The organism is Facivitalis istanbulensis (assembly GCF_040560405.1).
Classification (GTDB): Bacteria; Pseudomonadota; Alphaproteobacteria; order Sphingomonadales; family Sphingomonadaceae; genus Sphingomonas; species Sphingomonas istanbulensis.
The window spans coordinates 108,628-130,062 of the sequence record NZ_JAVSCQ010000008.1 but is presented as its reverse complement, the minus strand read 5'-3'; the positions used below and the strand labels follow the sequence as shown (position 1 = coordinate 130,062).

General features: G+C 67.4%; 13 protein-coding genes. 4 read left to right on the top strand and 9 right to left on the bottom strand.

The features are described 5' to 3' along the window. Nucleotides 1-140 precede the first annotated feature (140 nt). Both RN629_RS07570 and RN629_RS07565 read right to left on the bottom strand, forming a co-directional pair. Complete coding sequence (locus RN629_RS07570; protein WP_407034658.1) at nt 141-1,061, bottom strand: cell wall hydrolase; 921 nt, start codon at nt 1,059-1,061, stop codon at nt 141-143. A 119-nt stretch (nt 1,062-1,180) separates the two neighbouring features. Beyond that, complete coding sequence (locus RN629_RS07565) at nt 1,181-3,613, bottom strand: TonB-dependent receptor (protein ID WP_407034657.1); 2,433 nt, start codon at nt 3,611-3,613, stop codon at nt 1,181-1,183. 177 nt (nt 3,614-3,790) lie between these two features. Here RN629_RS07565 and RN629_RS07560 point away from each other — a divergent pair, with 177 nt between their 5' ends. Beyond that, nucleotides 3,791-5,461 (top strand): alkaline phosphatase D family protein, encoded by a 1,671-nt coding sequence (locus RN629_RS07560; protein ID WP_407034656.1) that lies wholly within the window; start codon nt 3,791-3,793, stop codon nt 5,459-5,461. 124 nt (nt 5,462-5,585) lie between these two features. Here RN629_RS07560 and RN629_RS07555 read toward each other — a convergent pair whose 3' ends face one another. Beyond that, complete coding sequence (locus tag RN629_RS07555) at nt 5,586-6,335, bottom strand: AcvB/VirJ family lysyl-phosphatidylglycerol hydrolase (protein WP_407034655.1); 750 nt, start codon at nt 6,333-6,335, stop codon at nt 5,586-5,588. 190 nt (nt 6,336-6,525) lie between these two features. Here RN629_RS07555 and RN629_RS07550 point away from each other — a divergent pair, with 190 nt between their 5' ends. Beyond that, nucleotides 6,526-9,831 (top strand): glycosyltransferase, encoded by a 3,306-nt coding sequence (locus RN629_RS07550; protein ID WP_407034654.1) that lies wholly within the window; start codon nt 6,526-6,528, stop codon nt 9,829-9,831. Nucleotides 9,832-9,879: 48 nt separating this feature from the next. Here the strand turns inward: RN629_RS07550 and RN629_RS07545 are convergent, their stop codons facing one another. Genes RN629_RS07545 through RN629_RS07535 form a run of 3 tightly spaced genes read right to left on the bottom strand, consistent with a single transcriptional unit; the run spans nt 9,880 to nt 12,372 of the window. Continuing rightward, entirely contained in the window at nt 9,880-11,184 is a 1,305-nt protein-coding gene (locus RN629_RS07545; RefSeq protein ID WP_407034653.1) for a sensor histidine kinase, read from the bottom strand. Between the two features lie 38 nt (nt 11,185-11,222). After that, nucleotides 11,223-11,912 carry a winged helix-turn-helix domain-containing protein gene (locus tag RN629_RS07540; RefSeq protein ID WP_407034652.1) on the bottom strand — a complete coding sequence of 230 codons (690 nt, stop codon included), beginning with the start codon at nt 11,910-11,912 and terminating at the stop codon, nt 11,223-11,225. Continuing rightward, nucleotides 11,881-12,372 carry a hypothetical protein gene (locus RN629_RS07535; protein WP_407034651.1) on the bottom strand — a complete coding sequence of 164 codons (492 nt, stop codon included), beginning with the start codon at nt 12,370-12,372 and terminating at the stop codon, nt 11,881-11,883. The genes RN629_RS07540 and RN629_RS07535 overlap by 32 nt, the downstream gene beginning before the upstream one ends. A gap of 287 nt (nt 12,373-12,659) precedes the next feature. Between RN629_RS07535 and mprF the strand changes: the two genes are divergently transcribed. Together mprF and RN629_RS07525 are read left to right on the top strand one after the other, a co-directional pair. Further along, the gene (gene mprF, locus RN629_RS07530; protein WP_407034650.1) at nt 12,660-15,242 is read left to right on the top strand and encodes a bifunctional lysylphosphatidylglycerol flippase/synthetase MprF; all 2,583 of its coding nucleotides are present in this window, start codon (nt 12,660-12,662) and stop codon (nt 15,240-15,242) included. 368 nt (nt 15,243-15,610) lie between these two features. Further along, entirely contained in the window at nt 15,611-18,643 is a 3,033-nt protein-coding gene (locus RN629_RS07525) for a TonB-dependent receptor domain-containing protein (RefSeq protein WP_407034649.1), read from the top strand. 111 nt (nt 18,644-18,754) lie between these two features. Here the strand turns inward: RN629_RS07525 and RN629_RS07520 are convergent, their stop codons facing one another. The 3 genes from RN629_RS07520 to RN629_RS07510 are packed head-to-tail and all read right to left on the bottom strand — an operon-like array spanning nt 18,755 to nt 21,218. Continuing rightward, nucleotides 18,755-19,696, bottom strand: a complete 942-nt coding sequence (locus tag RN629_RS07520) for a Gfo/Idh/MocA family protein (protein ID WP_407034648.1) — start codon at nt 19,694-19,696, stop codon at nt 18,755-18,757. A 5-nt stretch (nt 19,697-19,701) separates the two neighbouring features. Further along, the gene (locus RN629_RS07515) at nt 19,702-20,331 is read right to left on the bottom strand and encodes a 2-dehydro-3-deoxy-6-phosphogalactonate aldolase (RefSeq protein ID WP_407034647.1); all 630 of its coding nucleotides are present in this window, start codon (nt 20,329-20,331) and stop codon (nt 19,702-19,704) included. Beyond that, complete coding sequence (locus tag RN629_RS07510; protein WP_407034646.1) at nt 20,328-21,218, bottom strand: 2-dehydro-3-deoxygalactonokinase; 891 nt, start codon at nt 21,216-21,218, stop codon at nt 20,328-20,330. Before RN629_RS07510 ends, RN629_RS07515 begins: the two co-directional genes overlap by 4 nt. Between the last annotated feature and the right edge of the window lie 217 nt (nt 21,219-21,435).

Here is a 21,435-nt window from a genome sequence, read left to right as displayed (position 1 = left end):
TTCCAGCTCCTGTCGCTCCGCATCCGTCAACGATATCGACACCGCAGCCACACGACCTCGACCCGCCATCTCTCACCTCCGCATCAAACGCGAAAATGATACACTGAACTTCTCGATCAGGACACTATCGCACGTTCCGATCAGCCCGGATCATGTTCCTCGCCGATGATCGCGGCGGCGGTCGCACCCTCGGCGGCGTCGTGTGCGATGCCGTTGCGGTGGATGCGGACGCCCGCGGTCGAGACCGGCGCGCTGATCGGTACCGCCGCCGCGACGCTGCGGCCTTGCTCGCCGCGATGGATCGTCACGCCGTGCATCGCCTCCGCCAGCGGCGCGGTGAGCGCGTCGGTGACGGCGGCGGCGATACGGACGGGGATGGCGGGCTCGACCCCGGCATAGCGCTGGCGGAAGGACAGGTCCCGCTCCAGCGCGCCGCGCCAGCGATAGAAGATGTGACTGCCCACCGCGCCGATCCGGTTGAGGCTGGAGGCCCACCAAGGCAGCACGTAATTGGCATGGTAGAAGGTCGCCGCGCCCACTGGCGCATAGACCAGCCCGGCCAGTGCTCCTTGTGCGACCGCGGCGGCGCGGGCCCATGCGACGGGATCGCGGGGTTGCAGCATCGATCCGTCGCAGGTGAAGCTGAACTGGCAGCCGCTCGAACGTTCGGACCCCTGATAGACGACGCCGCAGATGCTCTTCGGAAAGGCCCGGTCGCGAACGCGGTTCAGCACCACTTGCGCCACCGCGCGCTGGCCGTCGATCGGTTCGGAGCGGGCTTCGTAATAGACGGCGGCGGTCAGGCATTCGGCCGCGCGTTCGGCGTCCTGGGTAGTGCGGGCCGCGCCGGAAAAGGCCGGGGCGGCGGCCATCTCGATCGGCGTGTCGGTGGCGATGGTGGCAGGCAGCTCCGCCTCGGGCAGATCGAGCGCGAGCTGGCGCAGCAGCGTCTTTGCGGTCGGCGGCGGTATGTCGAGCGACAGGTGGACGGGCGCGCGCAGCGTGGGGGTGCAGGAGGTCACTCCCGCCAGCGCCGCGATCAACACCATCCACTGCCGCACGATCGTCGTACCCCACCCGGTTTCGGGATGGGCTATAGGCGCGCCAGGGTTAGGAAGCGGTTAAGTACCGAACGACCGGGAACGGGAGGCGAGTCGATCGCCCCCGTTCCCGGACCGCATCAGAAGCGTGCGCCCAGTTCCACGCCATAGAAGCGCGGCTCGCCCGCAATATAGGTCGGCGCGCCGAAGCTGCCGCCCGTATTGCCCGCATCGATCAGATAGCGCTTGTTGGTCAGGTTGCGCGCAAAGCCGCCGACAGTGAACCGGCCATGGTCGCCGAACTCGAACCCGGCACGCAGGTTGACCAGCGTGTAGCCGCCCTGCGAGATCGCATCGCGGTTGGGCAGTTCGAAGAACACCTTGGAGCGATAGTTGGCGCTGGGCGTGGCGTAGAAGGTCGCCGACGATCCAACGGGGATGCGCAACGTCGCACCGCCCGAGGCGGTCGTATCGGGCTGAAGCCGGAAACGGTTGCCCGCGAACACGCCGTTGGACGCGTCATTGCCGATACCGCCATCGATATAGGCGAAGGTGGCGAACAGGCTGAGCCAGCGTTGAACCGCCCAGTTGCCCTCCAGTTCGACGCCGACATTGTTGGCCGAACCGGCGCTGCGGGTCAGCGACGCCCCGTTTTCGAAGACGCTGACCTGGAAGCCCTTATAGCGCTGGTAGAAGACCGAAGCCGCGCCGGTGAACGGGCCGACCCGCCCCTTGATGCCCGCTTCGTAGTTCCAGACATTCTCCTCGGGCACGATCTGAAGCCGGGGAATGGCCCCCGAATTGGCGACGGTCAGCGGGACGATCCGCTGCGCGTCGAGCTGCACCACCGGCGAGCGGCGGCCCTTGCTGACCGTGGCATAGACGTTCACGTCATGGCTCAGCCGGAACAGCGCGTTGAAGCGCGGCAGGATGGCGGCGAAGCTGCGCTGCGCGTCGAAACGCTCGCCCTTGGTGTTGGCGCCGCCGAGCAGGCTGGTGAAGATGCCCGCACCCGCCAGCAGGCGGCTGTCCGGCATGACCGAGCTATAGCCCGAATGACGATCCTCGATCAGCACGCGGGCGCCCGCGGTCAGTTCCAGCGCGGGAACCGGGATCCAGGTCGCGTCGGCGAACACCGAATAGGTGTTGTTGCGCCCGTAATTGGTGAAGCTGGCGCTGTAGGGCAGCACGGTTGCCGCGCCACGCGTCAGGATGCCGGTCGCCCGCGCGCCCGAGACCGTGCCGTTGGGCAGGACGCAATTGGTGCCGGTCGAAACGCCGGCGCCGTTCAGGATCTGGCGGACCGAGGCGAAGCCGGGCGTGATCGAGCAGGCGAGATAGGTGCCTTCCTCGGTCGAGAAGGGCACGCGCTGCTCGCCATTCTCAAAAAAGGCGTTCCAGCCGAACGAAGCGCGATAATGGTCGCCGTCAAAGGCGAAACGGCTTTCATGGCTCCACTGGTCGCTCTTGGCATCCTCTGCGAATTCCAGATACCAGGCCGGGCCGCCATCGGCGTCGAAGATTTCGAGCGAGTCGAACCGGCGATAGCCGTTGACCGTCGTGAAGGTGATGCCCGGCGCGACATCGACCTGCACGGTCAGGTTCGCGTCATAGACGTTGCGGGTCAGGCCCAGCTTGCGCTTGCCCAGCACCTCGGCGGACAAGGGCGAACCCGACAGTTCGGCATAGCCATAGTCGCCATTCCATCCGCCCGTGGGGGCGAAGGCGCGGCTCTTGAACGCGGTGCCCGGGTTGCGCTGACCGTCATAGGTCAGCACCAGATCGGCAGTGAGCGACGAATTGGGGGTCCAGCGCACCGAACCGCGCACGCCGCGCTGGTCCTGGCCGTTCAGGTCGTCCTGACGGACGCCGCCCTGATTCTGGTTGGGGGTGTTGGGATCGCCCGCGATGTTGCGGACATAGCCATCGCGATATTTATAGGCGAAGGCGATCCGGCCCGCCAGCGTGTCGGTGCCGCCGTTCAGATAGCCCGACACCTGCGTCCGGTTGAAATTGCCATAGGAGGCGGTGATCCCGCCCTCGGTCCCGGCATGGGGCTTGGCCGAGATGATGCTGATCGCGCCGACGGCGGCGGCGGTGCCGAACAGCGTCGCCTGCGGCCCCTTCACCACCTCGATCCGCTCGATATCGAACAGGTCCTGATAGGCGCCGCGCGTGCGGCTGATGTCGATGCCGTTATAATAGAGGGTGACGCGTGCGCCCTGCTGCGCCGAGCCGGAGTCCGAGGTGATGCCGCGGATCACGAAGCCGGGGTTGTTGGCGCTCTGCTCCTGGATCTGCAGGCCGGGGATATATTGCGCGACCTCGGACAGCGAGTTGACGCCCAGATTGGCCATGCGGTCGCCGGTGATCGCCGTGACGGTGACGGGGACGTCCTCGATCCGCTGCTCGCGCTTCTGCGCGGTGACGATGACGTCGGCATTGTCATCGGCGTCGCGCGGGTCGCTCTGTGGCTGGATCATCGCCTGCGCATGGGCCGACTGGATGAAGGCCGCCTGCGACAGACCCGTCAAAAGCATCGCCATGGTCAGGCGACGCGCGATCGAAGTCATGAAATTCCCCCGTTTCAAATATGTGTTGCGGGCGATTAGGCCGTGCGGATTACCGGATGGTGTCGTCGTGATTGCGTTTTTATGACGATGACCGAAGTGTGTCGCCAAACGGTCATCTCGCCGCCATCGCTCTGTCTTGGAGAGGGCTTAGCCGCTCGCTCCGAAAGGACGATCCTGATGACGATGATGAACCGACGCCGTGCCATGACCCTGATGGGCAGCGGGGCCGCGCTGGCCGTGCCGACCGGCATGGTCGAGGCCGCCGCGCCCGCCATTCGCTTCGATCACGGTGTCGCCAGCGGCGATCCCGCGCCCGATGGCGCCGTGCTGTGGACCCGCGTGACCCCGGCCGCGGCGGACGAGGCCGCTGATTTCATGCTGACCTGGCATGTCGCTCCGCTGGATGGCGGCGATGCGGTCGGCCTGCGCAGTGGCCGGGTCAGCGCGCGGGCGGCGCGCGACTTCACCGCCAAGACCGAGGTGACCGGCCTGCAACCGGGGCGCGACTATCGCTATTGGTTCGAGACGGCGGCCGGGCAGCGCTCTCCCGAAGGCCGGTTCCGCACCCTGCCGCGCGGGCGGATCGAGGATCTCGTTCTCGCGGTGGTTTCGTGCCAGCTCTATCCGGGCGGGCTGTTCAACGCCTATGACGCGATCGCCAGGAGCGACCGGCTCGACGCGGTGGTGCATCTGGGCGACTATATCTACGAATATGGCGCGGACGGCTATGGGGCGAAGACGGGGCACCAGTTGAACCGCCTGCCCGAACCGCGTCACGAAATCGTGTCGCTGACCGATTATCGTCAGCGTCATGCCCAGGTGAAGCGTGATCCCGATATGCAGGCCGCGCACGCCCGCGCCGCCTTCATCTGCGTGTGGGACGATCACGAGGTCGCCAATGACGACTGGATCGGTGGCGCGGAAAACCACCAGTCCGCGACCGAGGGCGATTGGGGCAAGCGCAAGGCGGCCGCGATGCAGGCCTATTTCGAATGGATGCCGATCCGCGACCCGCGCCCCGGCCAGCCCTGGGAAGCGATTTATCGCAGCTTCGATTTCGGCGACCTGGCGACGTTGGTGATGCTGGAATCGCGGCTGCTGGCGCGGTCGCAGCAGGTGCATGCCAAGAACGAGGTTCCCGCGCCGTCGGAATATGCCGCGATGATGGCGGAACGCGCGCGGCCCGACCGGACGCTGCTGGGGTCGGGGCAACTCGGCTGGGTGGAAAAGACGCTCAGCGATTCGGTCAAGGCCGGACGGCCGTGGCAGGTGATCGGCAACCAGGTGGTGATGGCGCGGATCGACGGGCCCGATCTTGAGAAGCAGATGGGGGCCCCGCGCTATGCCGCGATGATGGCGAACATCCCCGCGGAATTGCGTCCTCTGCTCGCGCAGGCCCAGGCCTCCTACCGGGCGGGCCTGCCGCTCAACTTCGACAGCTGGGACGGCTATCCGGCCGAGCGCGAGCGCCTTTATGCCGCGTTCGCGCGGGCGGGCAGCCAGCCCGTCGTGGTGTCGGGCGACAGCCATGCCGCCTGGGCCAACGACCTGTATGATGCCAAGGGCAATTGGGTCGCGGCCGAGTTTGGCGGGACATCGATCACCAGCCCGTCCTGGGGCGACCTGATGCCCGGCATCGGGCATGAGATCGCGGCGGCCAATCCGAAGGTGGTCCGCTTCTGCGATCAGGAGGGCAAGGGGTATATCCACCTGACCTTGACGCGCGACACCGCCACCGCCCGCTTCATGACGGTGTCGACCGTGCTGGCCAAACCCTATACCCAGCAATGCGTCGCCACCTGGCGTACCCGCCATGGCGAAAAGGCTCCGATCGAGTCGGTGGCCTGATCGGCGTCGAATGACGACGAACCCCGTCGCCCCGGCCGATGCCGGGGCGATTGCGGGGACGGATCAGTTGTTGGTGAATCATCCCGGCCGATGCCGGCATCGGCCGGGATGATGGTGCCGGGTTTCAGCTCTTCCGGGCGGTGGCGGCATCGGCGCGGACGGTGGCCAGGATCCGGGCGACCAGCGCGGGGTCGTCATGGTCGAGATAATGGCCGCCCGGCATGGCGATCAGCCGGGCCGGGCCGCCCTTGAGCAGCGGGCACAGGCTGTCCTTCTCGGCCATGCCATAGATGCAGGTGAGGGGCGCCCAGGTCAGCGTCCGGGCGGTCTTGATGCCCATCGCATCGGGGCGCCGTTGATAGGCGATGCCCGAGGGGTCGGACCGGAAGAACACGGTATCGCCCGGCACGACCAGAATGATCCCGGCGACCCGGCGGCGCAGATCGGCGGGCAGGTGCGCCAGCCCCGTCTGCAACAGGTCCGAGCCATAGGACTGGCCGAGCAGGACCAGCCGCCGGTCGCCCGCCTCCTCGACGGCGCGGCGGACCATGCCGGTGATCAGCGCGTCGATCTGAATCCGCGTGCGGCGCAACCGGAACAGGACGGGCGAGTTGACGCCGGCGACCTCGATCCCCGCCGCGCTCAATCCGTCGGCGACGACCCCGCTCATGCCGTAGCGCAGGCCCATGTCGCCCGAAAAGGACAGGACCAGGATCGGCTGCGGCGTGCCCCGCGCCGGATAGCGGGTGATCGGGTCGCGTGAGAAATAGCTGCCCGAATAGAGCAGCGCGACCGCTATCAGGACGATCAGTCCCAGAAAGGCGGCGATCAGGCGCGGGACCAGGTGGCGGGGCGATCGAACAATAGCGGGCATGGGGCCATCCTTATCGGCGGACGCACGTTCTGCCACGCCTTGTGCGTTCTGAACGTAATGCGTTCATGAAAAATCTGTAATATGCTGCTCACTCGCCCTATGCGCGATATCTGTCATCGGCGGCGCGTAATGCATGAGGACCGCGTCATTTTTCGCACGCGGCGATGACGAACACCAGGGGCCCTGACCAGTGACCAAGCCGATCTTCTTCGATCCCACCGGACGCCGCGGGGCATGGGCGCGGCGGAGCGTGGCCGTGCTGATCCTGGCGGTACTGGTCGCCGCGATCGCCTTTGCGACGACCTTGGTCGCGGTGCCCAATTCGGGCGTGCTGCCGCTGCCCTTCGCGCGGCGCCAGGCGATGACGCTGGAGCCGACCGCGCAGTTGAAGGGCCGCCGGGGGGAATGGTTGCCGCGCAAGGCGGTGGCGCAGGGCCATACGCCGCTGACCATCGCCTTCTACACGCCCGGCAACGACGCCGCGCTGGCCTCGCTCCGGACGCATATGGGGCAGATCGACTGGCTGGTCCCAGGGCTGATGAATGTCGGCGGTCCCCGGGCGGAACTGACCATCGCCAATGATCCCCGGCTGGCGACGCTGCTGACCCGCGCGCCCCGGCCGCCGCGCCTGTTGCCGATGGTGCAGAATCTGTCGGACGGCAATTGGGACGGCGAGATGATCGCCCGGATCATCGCCAGCCCGGCCGCATCGGAAAAGCTCGCGACCCAAATCGGCCAATCGGTGACGGCCAACCGGCAATCGGGTCTGGTCGTCGACTTCGAAAACCTGCCCGCGCACGCCATGGCGGGCTATCCGCGCCTGCTTCAGCGGATCAAGGCGCATCTGCCCAAGGGCGCGGTGCTGGCCGTGACCGTACCGGCCGAGGATGAGGCGTGGCAACTGGGCCGCCTCTCCAAGGTTGCCGATCGCGTCATCCTGATGGCCTATGACGAACATTGGCAGACCAGCACCCCCGGCCCGATCGCGTCGCAGCCCTGGTTCCTGCACGCGGTCGAAAACGCCGTGGCCAAGGTCGGCCGCGACAAGTTGATCGTCGCGCTGGGCAGCTATGCCTATGACTGGCAGGCGCAGCAGAGCCAGGCCGAGGCCCGCTCGATCGAAGAGGCGTGGTTGATCGCGCATGACAGCCAGGCGAATGTGAGCTTCGATCCGGCCAGCGGCAATGCGGGTTTCGCCTATGACGAGAATGGCCAGCATCATACGGTGTGGATGCTGGATGCCGCGACCAGTTGGAACCAGTTGCAGGCGCTCAAGCGGCTGGGCATCGACGATGTCGCCTTCTGGCAGATCGGCACCGAGGATCCCGGCCTGTGGAACGGCTTTGCCGCGTTCCGCAGCACCGCGCGCGGGGTCGTACCGCGACTGGAGCGGGTCGCCTCGCCGCTGAACGTCGATGTCGAGGGAACGGGCGAGATCCTGCGCATCACCGCGCAGCCGACCGATGGCCGCCGGACCGTGCGCTATGACAAGGACGGGGTGATCCGGTCCGAGGTCTATCAGGCCTATCCGACCCCCTATGTCGTGCAGCGCGCGGGCGCGGTGCCCAAGACGCTGGCGCTGACCTTTGACGATGGCCCCGATGCGACCTGGACGCCGAAGATCCTCGACGTGCTGGAGCGCGCGCATGTGCCCGCCACCTTCTTCGTCATCGGCGAGAATGCGCTGGAGCATCCCGGATTGCTGCGCCGGATCGTCGCGGGCGGCAGCGAACTGGGCAACCATACCTATACCCATCCCAATCTGGCGACGACGGGCGATCGCACGACAAAGCTGGAACTGAACGCGACGCAGCGGTTGATCCAGGCCTATACCGGCCGTTCGACCACGCTGTTCCGCGCGCCCTATTTCGGGGACGCGGAGCCGACCACGGCGGACGAAATCGATCCTGCGCTGCTCGCCCAGTCGCGCGGCTATACGGTGGTCGGCCTGCACGTCGACCCGAATGACTGGCAGCGGCCCGGCGCGGATGCGATCTACCAGCAGGTGATCGACCAGGTCCACGGGGCGACCGCGGAGAATTCGGCCAATATCATCCTGTTGCATGATGGCGGCGGCGATCGGCAGCAGACGGTCGACGCCCTGCCGCGAATCATCGCGACGCTGCAGGCCGAGGGGTATCGCTTCACGCTCGCATCGCAACTGGTGGGGATTTCCCGTGATCAGGCGATGCCGCGCGTCGAGGGACGGGACCTGTTGGCGGTGCGCACCGACGTGGCGATCTTCGTCGCGCTGGCCTTCGCCTCGGCGGCGCTGACCTGGATCTTCTACCTCGCCATCGCGCTGGGCATCGCCCGCGCGGTCGTCATGGCCGGTCTCGCCCTGTTCCAGGGGCGCCGGTCCAAGCCGGTGCCGCCCGACCATAGGCCCAGCGTCTCGGTCATCATCCCCGCCTTCAACGAGGAGCGGGTGATCGTCCAGTCGGTGACGCGCGTATTGGAAAGCGATTATCCCGGCCTGCAGGTCATCGTCGCCGATGACGGGTCGAAGGACGGGACCAGCGCGGTGGTGCGCGAGGCGTTCGGCAACGACGATCGGGTCCGCCTGTTGACGCTGGTCAATGGCGGCAAGGCGGCCGCGCTGAACCGTGCGCTGCGCGATGCGACCGGCGAGGTGGTGATCGCGCTCGACGCCGATACCCAGTTCGAGCCGGAGACGATCGCCAAGCTCGCCCGCTGGTTCGCCGATCCCAAGCTGGGTGCGGTGGCCGGCGACGCGCGTGTCGGCAACCGGGTCAACCTGGTCACGCGCTGGCAGGCGGTCGAATATATCACCGCGCAGAATCTGGAGCGCCGGGCGCTGGCCGGGTTCGACGCGATGACCGTGGTGCCGGGCGCGGTCGGCGCGTGGCGGCGGGCCGCGCTCGATGCGGTGGGCGGCTATCCCGAGGACACGCTGGCCGAGGACCAGGACCTGACCATCGCGATCCAGCGGGCCGGCTGGCGTGTCACCTATGATCCGCGCGCCGTGGCCTGGACCGAGGCGCCCGAGAGCTTCCGCGCGCTGGCCAAGCAGCGCTATCGCTGGGCGTTCGGGACGCTGCAATGCCTGTGGAAGCATCGTTCGGTGGTGCGCACCGGCAAGCCTGCCGGGCTCGCGCGGATCGGCCTGCCCCAGGCGTGGCTGTTCCAGATCCTGTTCGCCGCGATCTCGCCGCTGATCGACCTGTCGCTGATCCTGTCGGTGGTGGGCACGGCCGTCCGCGTGGCGCAGCATGGCTGGGCGCAGACGCATACCGACGTGGTCCAGATGGCGGCCTATTGGCTGATCTTCACCGCGGTCGACGTGCTGTGCGGCTGGATCGCCTATCGCCTGGACGGTCACCGCGTGCGCTATCCGGCGCATCTGCTGGTCGCGCAGCGACTGGTCTATCGCCAGATCATGTACTGGGTCGTGATCCGCGCCATCGCTTCGGCCATCGGCGGCTGGATCGTCGGCTGGGGCAAGCTGGAGCGGACCGGCAACGTCGAGGCGTAGTGGCTTACCGCCCCTTCCCGCGCGCCGGCGCGGGGAGGGGCCATTCGTTCAGCCCAGCGTCATTCGGACGGTCAGGCCCGGGGCATGGTCCTCCAGCGACAGCGCCCCGCCGTGCAGATGCGCGACCGCGCTGGCCAGCGACAGGCCCAGTCCCGCGCCGCTCCCGCTCCGGGCGGCGTCCAGGCGGCCGAAGCGCTTCAACGCCTCTTCCCGCCGCTCGGGAGGGATGCCGGGGCCATCGTCGCTGACCGCGATGACCGGCGCGCGCTCGCCCGGTTCGACCCGGACCGTGACCCGGCCCGATCCATATTTCAGCGCATTGTCGATCAGGTTCGCGATCGCCTGACCCAGCAATTCGCGGTGGACCAGCGCCATCAGCGTCTCGGGCGAGTCCGCGCGGATCGTCATGCCGCGATCCTCGGCCAGCGGCTCGAACATGTCGGCGACGTCGCGCGCCATCGCGGCGAGATCGGTATCGACAAAGGCATCGCGGCCCAGGCCCGCCTCGGCCCGGCTGATGCGCAGCGCCGTGTCGAGCATCGCCAGCAGGCGGTCCCCTTCCTCCAGCGCGCGACCGACAGCGGCCCTTGCGGGTTCGTCCCGGCATTCGGCCAATGCGCGTTCCAGCGTGGCGCGCAACCGGGTCAGCGGCGAGCGCAGGTCATGCGCCAGCCCGTCGGTCGCGATCTTGAGTTCGGTCATCAGCAGCGCGATCCGGTCGAGCATCGCGTTGATCGACTCGGCCAGCGCGTCGAAGGCGTCGTCGCCGCCCTTGGGGATCACGCGCCGCGACAGGTCGCCCGCCGCCACCGCATGGGCGGTCGCCACGGTGTTCTCCAGCCGTCCCTCGATCATCCGCGCGGCGATCCACGCGGCCAGCGCGGCCAGCACGATCGCCGCCGCCATGCCGACCGCCATCGCCTCTTCCATGGCGCGGGCGACGCGGAGTTCGCTCTCGATGACATGGCCGGTCAGCAGCCGTGATCCGTCGGGCAGCGGCCGTGACACGACCCGCATCCGTTCGGGCAGCGAATGGCCGATGCGGAAGATCTCGATCGTCGTCGCGCCGGGCGTGACGACATTGGGCGGCCAGTCGGCGATGTTGCCGGTGACGAAGCGCCCATGGGCATCGGTCATCAGGATGACCGACAACGGCACCCGGTCGGTGGTCAGTCGCCGCTCGACCGAGAGGCGCACCGCAGAGGGGCCGCCGCTGCGCCACACGGCCACCAGTTCGTCGCGCAGGTCGCTCGCGGCGTCCTCCGCCTGTTCGGCGATCTCACCCCGCGTTAGGTGGCGCACCGTCGCCACCATCACCGCCGCGCCGACCAGTTGCAGCGCAAAGACCAGCAACGCGAAACGCAGGGTGGTCGAGCGGAGGACGCCCGGCGCTATTTCTCGATCCCCAGCTTATAGCCCGAACCCCGCACCGTATGGAGCAGCGGGCGGGCAAAGCCTTCGTCGATCTTCTTGCGCAGGCGGCTGATATGAACGTCGGTCACGTTGGTGTTGGGGTCGAAATGGAAATCCCAAACGCCTTCCAGCAACATGGTGCGCGTGACCACCTGGTCGACATGCTGGAGCAGATATTCGAGCAGCCGGTATTCGCGCGGCTGCAACTCGATCGGCTTGCCCGCGCGGCGCACCCGATGCGCGAGCAGGTCCATCTCCAGATCGTCACAGACCAGCCGGGTCTGCGGCGCGCCGACCGTGGTGCCGCCGCGCCGGATCAGCAACCGGATCCGCGCCAGCAACTCAGCGAAGACGAATGGCTTGGTCAGATAATCGTCCGAGCCCGAGGTGAGGCCGGCGACCCGGTCCTCGGGCGAGGACAGGGCGGAGAGGATGAGGACCGGCGACTGGATCGCGGCGGCGCGCATCGCGGCCAGCACCGCCATGCCGTCCATGCCCGGCAGCATCCGGTCGAGCACGATGCAGTCGTAGCTGCCATCGGTCGCGTGGAACAGGCCGTCGCGCCCATTCTCCGCATGGTCGACCAGGAAACCCTCTTCTTTCAACCCGTTGGCGATATAATCCGCCGTCGAGCGATCATCTTCGATCAATAAGATCCTGTTGGCCACGAAGCCCTCCCGATCCGGTCCTTAGCAGCGTGATCGTCACGAGGCCATGCTCGCGCGCGACGCGCAGTCGCACCGGGGTGGAGGCATGGCGGGCGGCTTCCTCGCGCAGCAGGGTGAAGGAGGTGGCGGGCCGGTCGTCGATCGTCAGCACCGTGTCGCCCACGCGCAGCGGCGGCTGCACCATCGGCGAGGCCTGGCCATCGACATCGCTGCGCAGGCTGGTGACGACAAGGCCGGTGCGATCGTCGCCCAGCGGCGCGAAGGTCGCGCCATAGAGCGTTGCGGCGGTCCGCGTCGCCGGATGCAGCGACATCGGCCCCATCAGCAATGCCGCCGCCAGACCACCCACCAGCGCGACCGCGCCGGCGCTCCAGCCGACCAGACGCAGCCCCTTCACCGGCCGATGGCGGCGGTCGCGCGGCGTGACGGGGCCAGGGGGGTCGCTACGTGCATCGTCCATCCTTTCTCCACACAACCATAACCGTCGCGATCTAAGGGAAGGGTGGGCGAAGCGTGACGCTTCTGTCATGAAACCATGGTGCGGGCATGACCAACTTGTCATGCTTCCGAAAGGCGCATGGTCCATCCGCCTGCTATGGCGCCGCCATGCGACGCCGGGCGAAGCATGAAAACACGGGGGTAGGATGCCAAGCGGGTCACGGCAGGGGCGACGGCACGGATGACGAGTCCGACAAGAATGGGACATGATATCGTCGTGGCGCAGAGGCGCCGGCCCGGGGCGCATTCATGACGTCGAACGCGCATTCGTCCGGGTTTCTCGATCGACTGGCGGGCTTTGCACGGCGGCGGCGCGGGTATCTGGCGGTGGCGGCGGTGGTGCTGCTGGTCGCGCTGGGCCTGTCGGCGCTGCATCATCTGACGCGACAGATACGGCTGGCCGATGTCCGCGCCGCCTTCTACGCCATCGATCCACGCCAGATCACGCTGTCGGTGCTGTTTACCATCGCCAGCTATATCGCGCTGACCTTCTACGATGTGATCGCGCTGCGCGTCATCGGGCGGCCGCTGCGCTGGCGGACGGCGGCGATGGCGTCCTTCACCAGCTACACGCTCAGCCACAATCTGGGACTGGCGCTGCTGACCGGCGGGTCGGCGCGCTACCGTGTCTATGCGGCCGCCGGGCTGGACGGGCCCGACATCGCGCGCGTGGTCGCGATCGCCAGCGCGACCTTCTGGTTCGGGGTGTTCACCGTCACCGGGCTTGGTCTGCTCATCCATCAGGGGCCGGTGACGCTCGAAACGCTGGTGCTGCCGCAGATGGCGGTGCGCTGGCTGGGTGGCGCGGTGGTGGCGGGGGCGGCGGCGCTGATCGCCTTGTGCGCGGCGCGGCCCGGCCTGCGGGTCGGCTGGGGCGCGTGGAGCGTGCCCCTGCCCAGTTTCGGCCAGGCGCTGGCGCAGATCGGTATCGCCACGCTCGACCTCGCCTGTGCCAGCGCGGCGCTGTTCGTGCTGCTGCCGGGCGCGTCGGCGGCGTTGCTGCCCGCTTTCATCCTCGCTTATGCGCTGGCGATCATCGTCGCGCTGGTCAGTCATGTGCCCGGCGGGCTGGGCGTGTTCGAGGCGGTGGTGATCGCGACCGTTCCCGTCGACCGCACCGCGCTTTTCGCCGCGTTGATTGCCTATCGCGTCCTCTATTATCTGCTGCCGCTGGGGCTTGGCCTGGGCCTGCTCGCGTGGGACGAGGCGCGGCGGCGGCCGATCAAGGCGCTGCGCGACCTGCGCCGCGTGCTGCTGGGTATCGCGCCGCCGCTGTTGGCGGCGGCCTGTTTCGGCGGTGGCGCGATATTGCTGCTGTCGGGATCGCTGCCCGCCATTCCGCAGCGTGTCCATCATCTGGTCCATATCGTGCCGCTGCCCTTTATCGAGGCGTCGCATTTCGCCGCCAGCCTGGTCGGCACCGGGCTGCTGCTGCTCGCGCCGGGGCTCTACCGGCGGCTCGATGGCGCCAGTCTGGCGGCGCGCGCGCTGCTGGTGGCGGGGGCGATCTTCTCGCTGGCCAAGGGCATCGATTATGAGGAAGCGGCGGTCTGCCTGACGATCGCGCTGCTGCTCCAGATGAGCCGTCGCGCCTTTTACCGTCGCACCGCGCTGGTCGCGCGCCCGCTGTCGCCCGCCTGGCTGTTCAGCGTCGCGGTGGTGATCGCGGGGACCGGCTGGGTCGGCTTCTTCGCCTATAAGCACGTCGATTATCAGGAATCGCTGTGGTGGCGGTTCGCGTTGTCGGACGATGCCTCGCGCTTCCTGCGCGCCGGATTGGGGATCGCGGTGATGCTGGCCGGGGCGGGGTTGTGGCGGCTGTTCCTGGCCGCGCCGCCGGGCGAGGCGGACCATCCGCCGATCGACCGGGTGCTGGCCGTCGTCAACGAGGCGGAGCGCACCGACGCCGCGCTGGCGCTGCTCGGCGACAAGCGCTTCCTCTTCTCGCCCGAGGGCGACGCCTTCGTCATGTATCAGGTCCGCGGGACCAGCTGGATCGCGATGGGCGACCCGGTCGGCCCGCGCGCGGCCTGGGCCGACCTGTTGTGGCAACTGCGCGCGCTGGCCGATGCGGGGCAGGGGCGGCTGATGCTCTATCAGATCACCCCCGACGCGCTGGAGATCGCCATCGAGATGGGGCTCCAGATCATCAAATATGGCGAAGAGGCGCTGATCGATCTGCCCGGCTTCGCGCTGGAGGGCGGGCGGATGCGGACCCTGCGCCAGACGCTCAACCGCTTCCGCACGCGCGAGAATGCGCGCTTCGCGATCATCCCCGCCGCGCAGGTGCCCGCCATCCTGCCCGCGCTGAAGATCGTGTCCGACGACTGGCTGCTGGCCAAGGGCCATGGCGAGAAGGGGTTCAGCCTGGGGCGGTTCGACCCCGATTATCTCGCGCTGACCGATTGCGCCGTGGTGTGGGTGGGCGAGCGGATCGTTGCCTTCGCCAATATCTGGAAAGCTGGCGAAAGGCGCGAATTGTCGGTCGACCTGATGCGCCATGTCGAGGAGGCGCCGGGCGGGGTGATGGACTATCTGTTCGTCGAACTGATGCTGTGGGGCAAGGCGGAGGGCTATGCCCGCTTCGCGCTGGGCCTTGCGCCGTTATCGGGGGTCGGCGGGCGGCGCATGGCCCCGACCTGGGCCAAGGTGGCGGAGCTTGTGTTCCGGCATGGCGAGCGCTTCTACGGCTTTCGGGGCCTGCGCGCCTATAAGGAGAAGTTCCAGCCCGAATGGGCGCCGCGCTATATCGCCGGACCGGGCGGGCTGGGGCTGGTCAAGGCGTTGCGCGACCTGAATGCGCTGATCGCCGATGGGGGAGAGCCGGACTGATCCTCGTCTTTCCGGCCCTTGCGGGGGCAGCGCCTGCGCCTCGCGCAGTCATGGGCGCAAGGGCGGTGCGGAACGGGGAGTCCCGGCGAACCGATCCAAAACCAATTCGGGGTTGGGTATGCCGAATCGGGCCTGGCATCGTCGCGGCGGTGGGGGGGGTGGGAATTGTCGCCTCGACCCGCGATGGTCGGCCGATGACCAGATGGACTGCCCAAAACGCCTCAACTTGTGCTTTTCGTGCCACGCTTGGCCAATAAAGTGATGGTTGGATTCAAAGAGGTATTGTTTAGGTATTGACCTAATAACGTAACTGATTTGTCTTTTTCCTGTAGCCCGGTGCCCTATTCGCCGAGGCAAAGGGGAGAGATATGAAGATCCAGACCTCCGCATCATGGCTGGCGCTGTCCGCCGCGTCGATGATGCTCGCCGCGCCCGCCGTTGCGCAGCAGACCAGCCGCGATGGCGCTGCCTCGTCGAGCGCGGATGCCGCCGCCACCCGCACCGCCGCGATCACGGGCAAGCCGCAGTCGGACGGCAGCCAGGACGTCATCGTCACCGGCACGCGCATCACCCGTCCCAATCTCGCCTCGGCGGCACCGATCACCTCGGTCACGCGCCAGGACATCACCGCCCAGGCCGCCGTCAATGTCGAGGACGTGCTCAACCGCCTGCCGCAGATCGCGCCCGACAGCCAGCAGACCTATAACGACTCCGATGGTCGCCAGCGGATCAAGCTGCGCAGCCTGGGCTTCGAGCGGACGCTGGTGCTGATCGACGGCAAGCGGCTCGGCACCCAGAACGGCCAGGACGTCGGCATCATCCCGCCGTCGCTGCTGGAGCGCGTCGACGTGCTGACCGGCGGTGCCTCGTCGGTCTATGGGTCGGACGCGGTCGCGGGTGTCGTCAACTTCGTCCTGCGCAAGAATTTCGAGGGCATCCAGCTCGACACCAACTATAATTTCTACAACCACAACAACAAGGACACGATCGTCTCGCCGCTGGCGCGCGCGGCGGGCTTCAGCAGCCCGCGCGGCGTGACCAACGATGGCGGGCGTGCCGACATCACGCTGACCGCGGGCACCAAGCTGTTCGAGGACAAGCTGCACGTGAGCGGCTTCGTCAACTATCGCAAAACCAACGAAGTGGCGCTGACCTCGCGCTCCAACGCGGGCTGCTACCTGACCCAGCAGACGCTGAACGGTCCGCTGTCCTGCGGCCTGACGCCGAGCAGCTCGACCAGCGGCCTCATCACGCCGAAGAGCGGCGCCAATGCGGGGGCGCAGTTCGTCAACAATCCCGACGGCACGCGCAATTTCGTGCCGTTCGCGACCGGCCCCGGCAACGCGTCCAACTATTTCAGCGGCTATGCCTATCAGCGGCCGTCCGAGCGGGTGAATGCGGGCGGCTTCGCCACCCTCGACCTCGCGCCCGATGCCGAACTGTATGCCTCGGGCATCTGGTTCCGCGACAAGTCCTATACCAACTATCCGACGATCGCGGGCGGCGCGGTCAACGTCAACTGCAGCAACCCCTATCTGTCGGGTACGCAGGCGACGGCGATCGGATGCGGCGCGGGCGTCTCCAGCGTGCCGATCACGCTGGCCTATCGCATGGGCGAGAATAACGACCGGCCCGATACCTTCATCAACACCGGCCTGCGCCTGACCGGCGGTATCCGCGGCAAGGTGGGCGATGCGTGGACCTATGACCTGGGCGGCGTCTATGCCCGCAATCATCAGGACTATACGCCGAGCCTGGCCACGCCCGGCAACCTGCAGAACGCGGTCAATGTCGGCGGGACCGCCGCCAACCCGACCTGCGCCAGCGGTGCGGCGGGCTGCGTGCCCTTCGACATCTTCAGCGCGGGCAACACCAATCCGGCGCTCATCAACTATCTGTTCGGCAACGGCACCAATCAGACCATCGGCACGCTGTACGACATACAGGCCAACGTGACCGGCGACCTGGGCAAGTACGGCATCATCTCGCCCTTCGCGGAAGAGGGGCTGGCGATCGCGCTGGGCACCGAATACCGCAAGGACTCGCTGAAGTCGCGCGCCGACAGCGCCTATCGCGCGGCACGCGGCGGCACCGATACCGATCTGAGCCAGGACGTGCTGGAGGCCAATATCGAGGTCCAGGCCCCGCTGATCGAGCACAAGCCGTTCGCGGAGCTGGTGCAGGTCAATGGCGGCTATCGCGTCTCGAAGTACAGCAGCAATCCGAAGTCGTTCAACACCTGGAAGATCGAGGGTGTCTATGCCCCGGTCAGCGACCTGACCTTCCGTGCCTCGTTCAACAAGGCGCAGCGCGCGCCGACGGTGACCGAGATCCGCCAGGCGAGCAATATCGAGTTCGTGCAGGGCGGTGCGGGCACCTTCGCCGACTTCTGTGCGCCGACGGTCACCACCGGCCCCAACGGCGTCACCTATGGCGCGCCGATCGCCTCGCCCGCCGTGTGCCGTGCGACCGGCCTGTCGGACGCGCTGTATGGCAGCAAGACCCTGCTCTGCAGCAACGGCGTCACGCCCAACGGCTCGGCCGGGTGCGCGGTGCGTTCGGGCGGCTTCACCGCCGACCCCGAAACCGCCTATACCCAGACCTATGGCCTGGTGGTGAAGCCGCGCTTCATCCGCGGGCTGGTCTTCTCGGTCGACCGCTACCGGATCAAGATCGACAACTCGCTCGGCTTCAACGACTATAGCTATTACACCGATGGCTGTCTGCGTTCGGGCGGCGACCAGTTCTTCTGTCAGGGTATCGTCCGCAATCCGGGCACCGGCACGCTGTTCGGCGGCGGCGCCAATGCGACGACCGGCTTCATCCGCCAGGGCACGACGAACTATTACACCGCGATCTCGAAGGGCTGGGACTTCCAGGCGCAATATGCGCTGACGCTGGAGTCGATCGGTCGTCTGGACTTCAGCTTCAACGGCTCGCTGACCACCGCCGCCGGTGGGCAGGACTCGCCGCTTCAGCCCGAGCGTAACTGCGCGGGCTATTACGGCAATGGCTGCGGCCAGCTCATCCCGAAGTGGAGCCATGGCCTGCGCACCACCTACACGACCGAGGACAAGAAGTTCAGCGCCTCGTTCAACTGGCGCTATGTCGGCGCGCTGACCAATGCCAACAATTCGGGTGATCCCGCGATCGGTGGTACCGCGGCGCGGGCACTGACCGATTATTATCGGGTCGCACCGGCGAGCTATTTCGATCTGGCGTTCAACTTCGCGATCGCCAAGCAATTCTCGCTGCGCCTGATCGCGAACAACCTGCTCGACAAGAGCGCGCCGATCGTGCCGGACTCCTACAATATCAGCCTGGCGCGCAACAACACGATCCCGCAGCGTTACGACTCGCTGGGTCGCAACATCGCGATCGGCACGACGATCAATTTCTAAGGCTCTTCCCGGCGGGGTGCTTCGGCATCCCGCCAATCTCCCAACTGAAAAGGCCGGTGCCCCATGGGGCACCGGCCTTTCTTTTTTATCCGTGGCGATGGCGGGGCGCGGCTATTCGATAAAGGCCTCAACCTCGCGGCGTTTGCCCCGCATGAACGCGTCGGCGACGTGGCGGAGCGGCGCGATGTCCACGTCCGAGCGCCCGACCTTCACCAGATCGGCGAAGCGCGCATAGAGCGCCGGATATTCGCCGTGCAGCCCCTCCTCATGATGCGGGGTGGACCCGTCGGGCAGGGTCAGCACCGCGCCGCCCTCGGCCAGGGTGAGCGTGCCATTGTCGGTTTCGACCACGATGTCCCAGCTCTGATGCCCTTCCTGTCGCCAGTCGAGGTCGAGCGTGACGGGGGTACCGTCGGTCGTACTGAAGGCGACGTCGGCGGCGATCGGCGCGTCGCGATTGGCGGGGAAGTCCAGCGTCGCGCGCTCGATGAAGAAGGGCTCGGGCAGGATATGCGTGGCGATCGACAGCGCGTTGATGCCCGGATCGAACACGCCGAAGCCGCCCGCTTCCCAGATCCATGCCTGGCCCGGGTGCCATTGGCGGACATCCTCGCGCCAGGTGATCGCGGCGGAGAGGACCTTGCGGGTCGACAGCCAGTCGCGGGCGGGGCCGACGCCCAGTGCATAGCGCGAATGCCAGCTTGCGAACAGGCTCGCGCCCGCCTTGGCCGCCAGGTCCTCCAACACCGCCACCTCGGCCAGTGTCGCGCCCGGCGGCTTTTCGAGGAAAACGTGCCAGTGATTGGCCAGCGCGGCGGCGGCAATGGCATGGCGGACCTGCGGCGGCGTGCAAAGCGCGACCGCGTCCACGGCGACATCGCTGGCGGCGAGATCGGCGATGTCGTGGAAATGCGGAACACCCTCTACCCCATTGGGCGAGCGGCTGACCGTCGCGACCAGTTCGAAGGCCGGGTTCCCCGCAATGGCGGGGACATGCTGGTCATGGGCGATCTTGCCCATGCCGACCAGCGCGAGGCGGATCGTGTCGGTCATCGGTATCAGCGTGCCTTTTCGATGTAAGCGCGCGCCGACGCGGCGACATCCGCCGCCGGCTTGCCCGCGCGATAGAGATTGGAGCCCAGGCCGAAGCCGTCCGCGCCGTGCGCGCGCCATTCGGCCATGTTGTCGGGCGTGATGCCGCCCACCGCCAGCACCGGGACGTCGCGCGGCAGGACGGCCCGCTGGGCCTTCAGGAAGGTCGGGGAGGCGCCTTCGGCGGGGAACAGCTTCAGGCCGTGCGCACCGGCCTTCAACGCCGCAAAAGCCTCAGACGGGGTGAAATAGCCGGGAAGCGAGATCAGGCCCTGCGCGACGCTGTGCGCGATCACGTCCGCATCGGTGTTGGGCGAGACGATCAGGCGGCCGCCCGCCGCCTTGACCCGGTCGACCTGCCCGGTGGTCAGGACGGTGCCCGCGCCGACGATCGCCCGCGCGCCGACATGCGCGGCGATGGCCGCGATGCTGTCATAGGGGGCGGGGGAGTTGAGCGGCACCTCGATCAGGGTGAAGCCCGCATCGACCAGCGCGTCCGCGACGGGCAGCGCCTCTTCGGGCGTGAGGCCGCGCAGGATGGCGACCAGCGGGCAGGCGGCAAAGGCCCTGGCGAAATTCTGGGCGGGGTCGGTCATGACAAATATTCCCGAATGGCGTGGAGACCGGCCAGGAAGCCGGCGTGGCTGTCGAGCGAGACGACACGACCGCCGCGCGCCTCGATCCCGACGGTATAGAGTTCGGCGAGCAGTCCACCCGAAAGAAGATGCACGGTCGTGCCATCCATGTCGGGCACCGCCCCGATATCATTGCCGATCAGCAGCCCGCTGGCATAGGCACCGGCATCCTGCGCCGCGATCCGCCCGAGCAGGACCGAGGCGCGGACGCCGAACAGCGCGGCGGTCAGGTCGCACGCACCGCTGCAGCGCGACAGGCCGTCGCGAAAGGCCGTGCCGTCCGTCACCGGACCGTCGAGCATGCCCGCCAGGATGCCATGCCCCTTGACCAGCGCGAATAATTCGCCGGTCATGGTCGTGGTGAAATCGGTGATCCGGCCGCCTTCGGTCCTGACCCATTTATTATGGGTGCCCGGTTGCGCGAACAGCCCATCGGCAGGGGCCAGCCCCGCGGCGATCGCGCCGAGCACCTGCACCTCCTCGCCGCGCATCACATCGGCGCGGACATCGGTCAGCAGCGATACGCCGGGCACGATCGTGACGTCCTGCCCCCCGATCCGCGTCGCGGCGCGCGCCAGCGTGGCCAGATCGGCGGGGGCGGGGACATAGGCCGCTTCCTGCCAGCCCCGGGTCGAACCGACCATGCCCGCCGCGATCACCGGCCGATCGCCGAAGCGTTCACGGATGCGTGCGATTTCCGCAGGATAGTCTTCGGGGCGCATGGCGAGGACGCCACGATCGTCGCGAACCGTCTCGATCACGGCACCCCCCCGAGTCATGCTGTAGATTCGGCGGTTGGTCGTGCCCCAGTCGATCGCGATATAGGCGGAATATGTATCGGCTGGCACGATGGGCGGGGCCCCTCCTAATTTTTCTGGATAAATTTGTAGGACAATATGCGGGCCCGCGCAAGCGCTCCGCAGGGGTGTTTGCGTACCGCTCGATCATAGCGCGAAGGCCGCGTAAATCAGGGACTTTACGTAGATTTTTCACCCTCATGCGGCACGATATCCGGTCAAGGATATTGCATTTCACTATCAATAATGCCGGAAGGAGCCCGGCCAT

What these genes read in the sequence shown, in the direction of transcription:
- RN629_RS07565 (WP_407034657.1), bottom strand. Translation starts at nt 3,613, where the DNA reads ATGACTTCGATCGCGCGTCGCCTGACCATGGCGATGCTTTTGACGGGT.
- RN629_RS07560 (WP_407034656.1), top strand. Translation starts at nt 3,791, where the DNA reads ATGACGATGATGAACCGACGCCGTGCCATGACCCTGATGGGCAGCGGG.
- RN629_RS07555 (WP_407034655.1), bottom strand. Translation starts at nt 6,335, where the DNA reads ATGCCCGCTATTGTTCGATCGCCCCGCCACCTGGTCCCGCGCCTGATC.
- RN629_RS07535 (WP_407034651.1), bottom strand. Translation starts at nt 12,372, where the DNA reads ATGGACGATGCACGTAGCGACCCCCCTGGCCCCGTCACGCCGCGCGAC.
- mprF (WP_407034650.1), top strand. Translation starts at nt 12,660, where the DNA reads ATGACGTCGAACGCGCATTCGTCCGGGTTTCTCGATCGACTGGCGGGC.
- RN629_RS07525 (WP_407034649.1), top strand. Translation starts at nt 15,611, where the DNA reads ATGAAGATCCAGACCTCCGCATCATGGCTGGCGCTGTCCGCCGCGTCG.
- RN629_RS07520 (WP_407034648.1), bottom strand. Translation starts at nt 19,696, where the DNA reads ATGACCGACACGATCCGCCTCGCGCTGGTCGGCATGGGCAAGATCGCC.
- RN629_RS07515 (WP_407034647.1), bottom strand. Translation starts at nt 20,331, where the DNA reads ATGACCGACCCCGCCCAGAATTTCGCCAGGGCCTTTGCCGCCTGCCCG.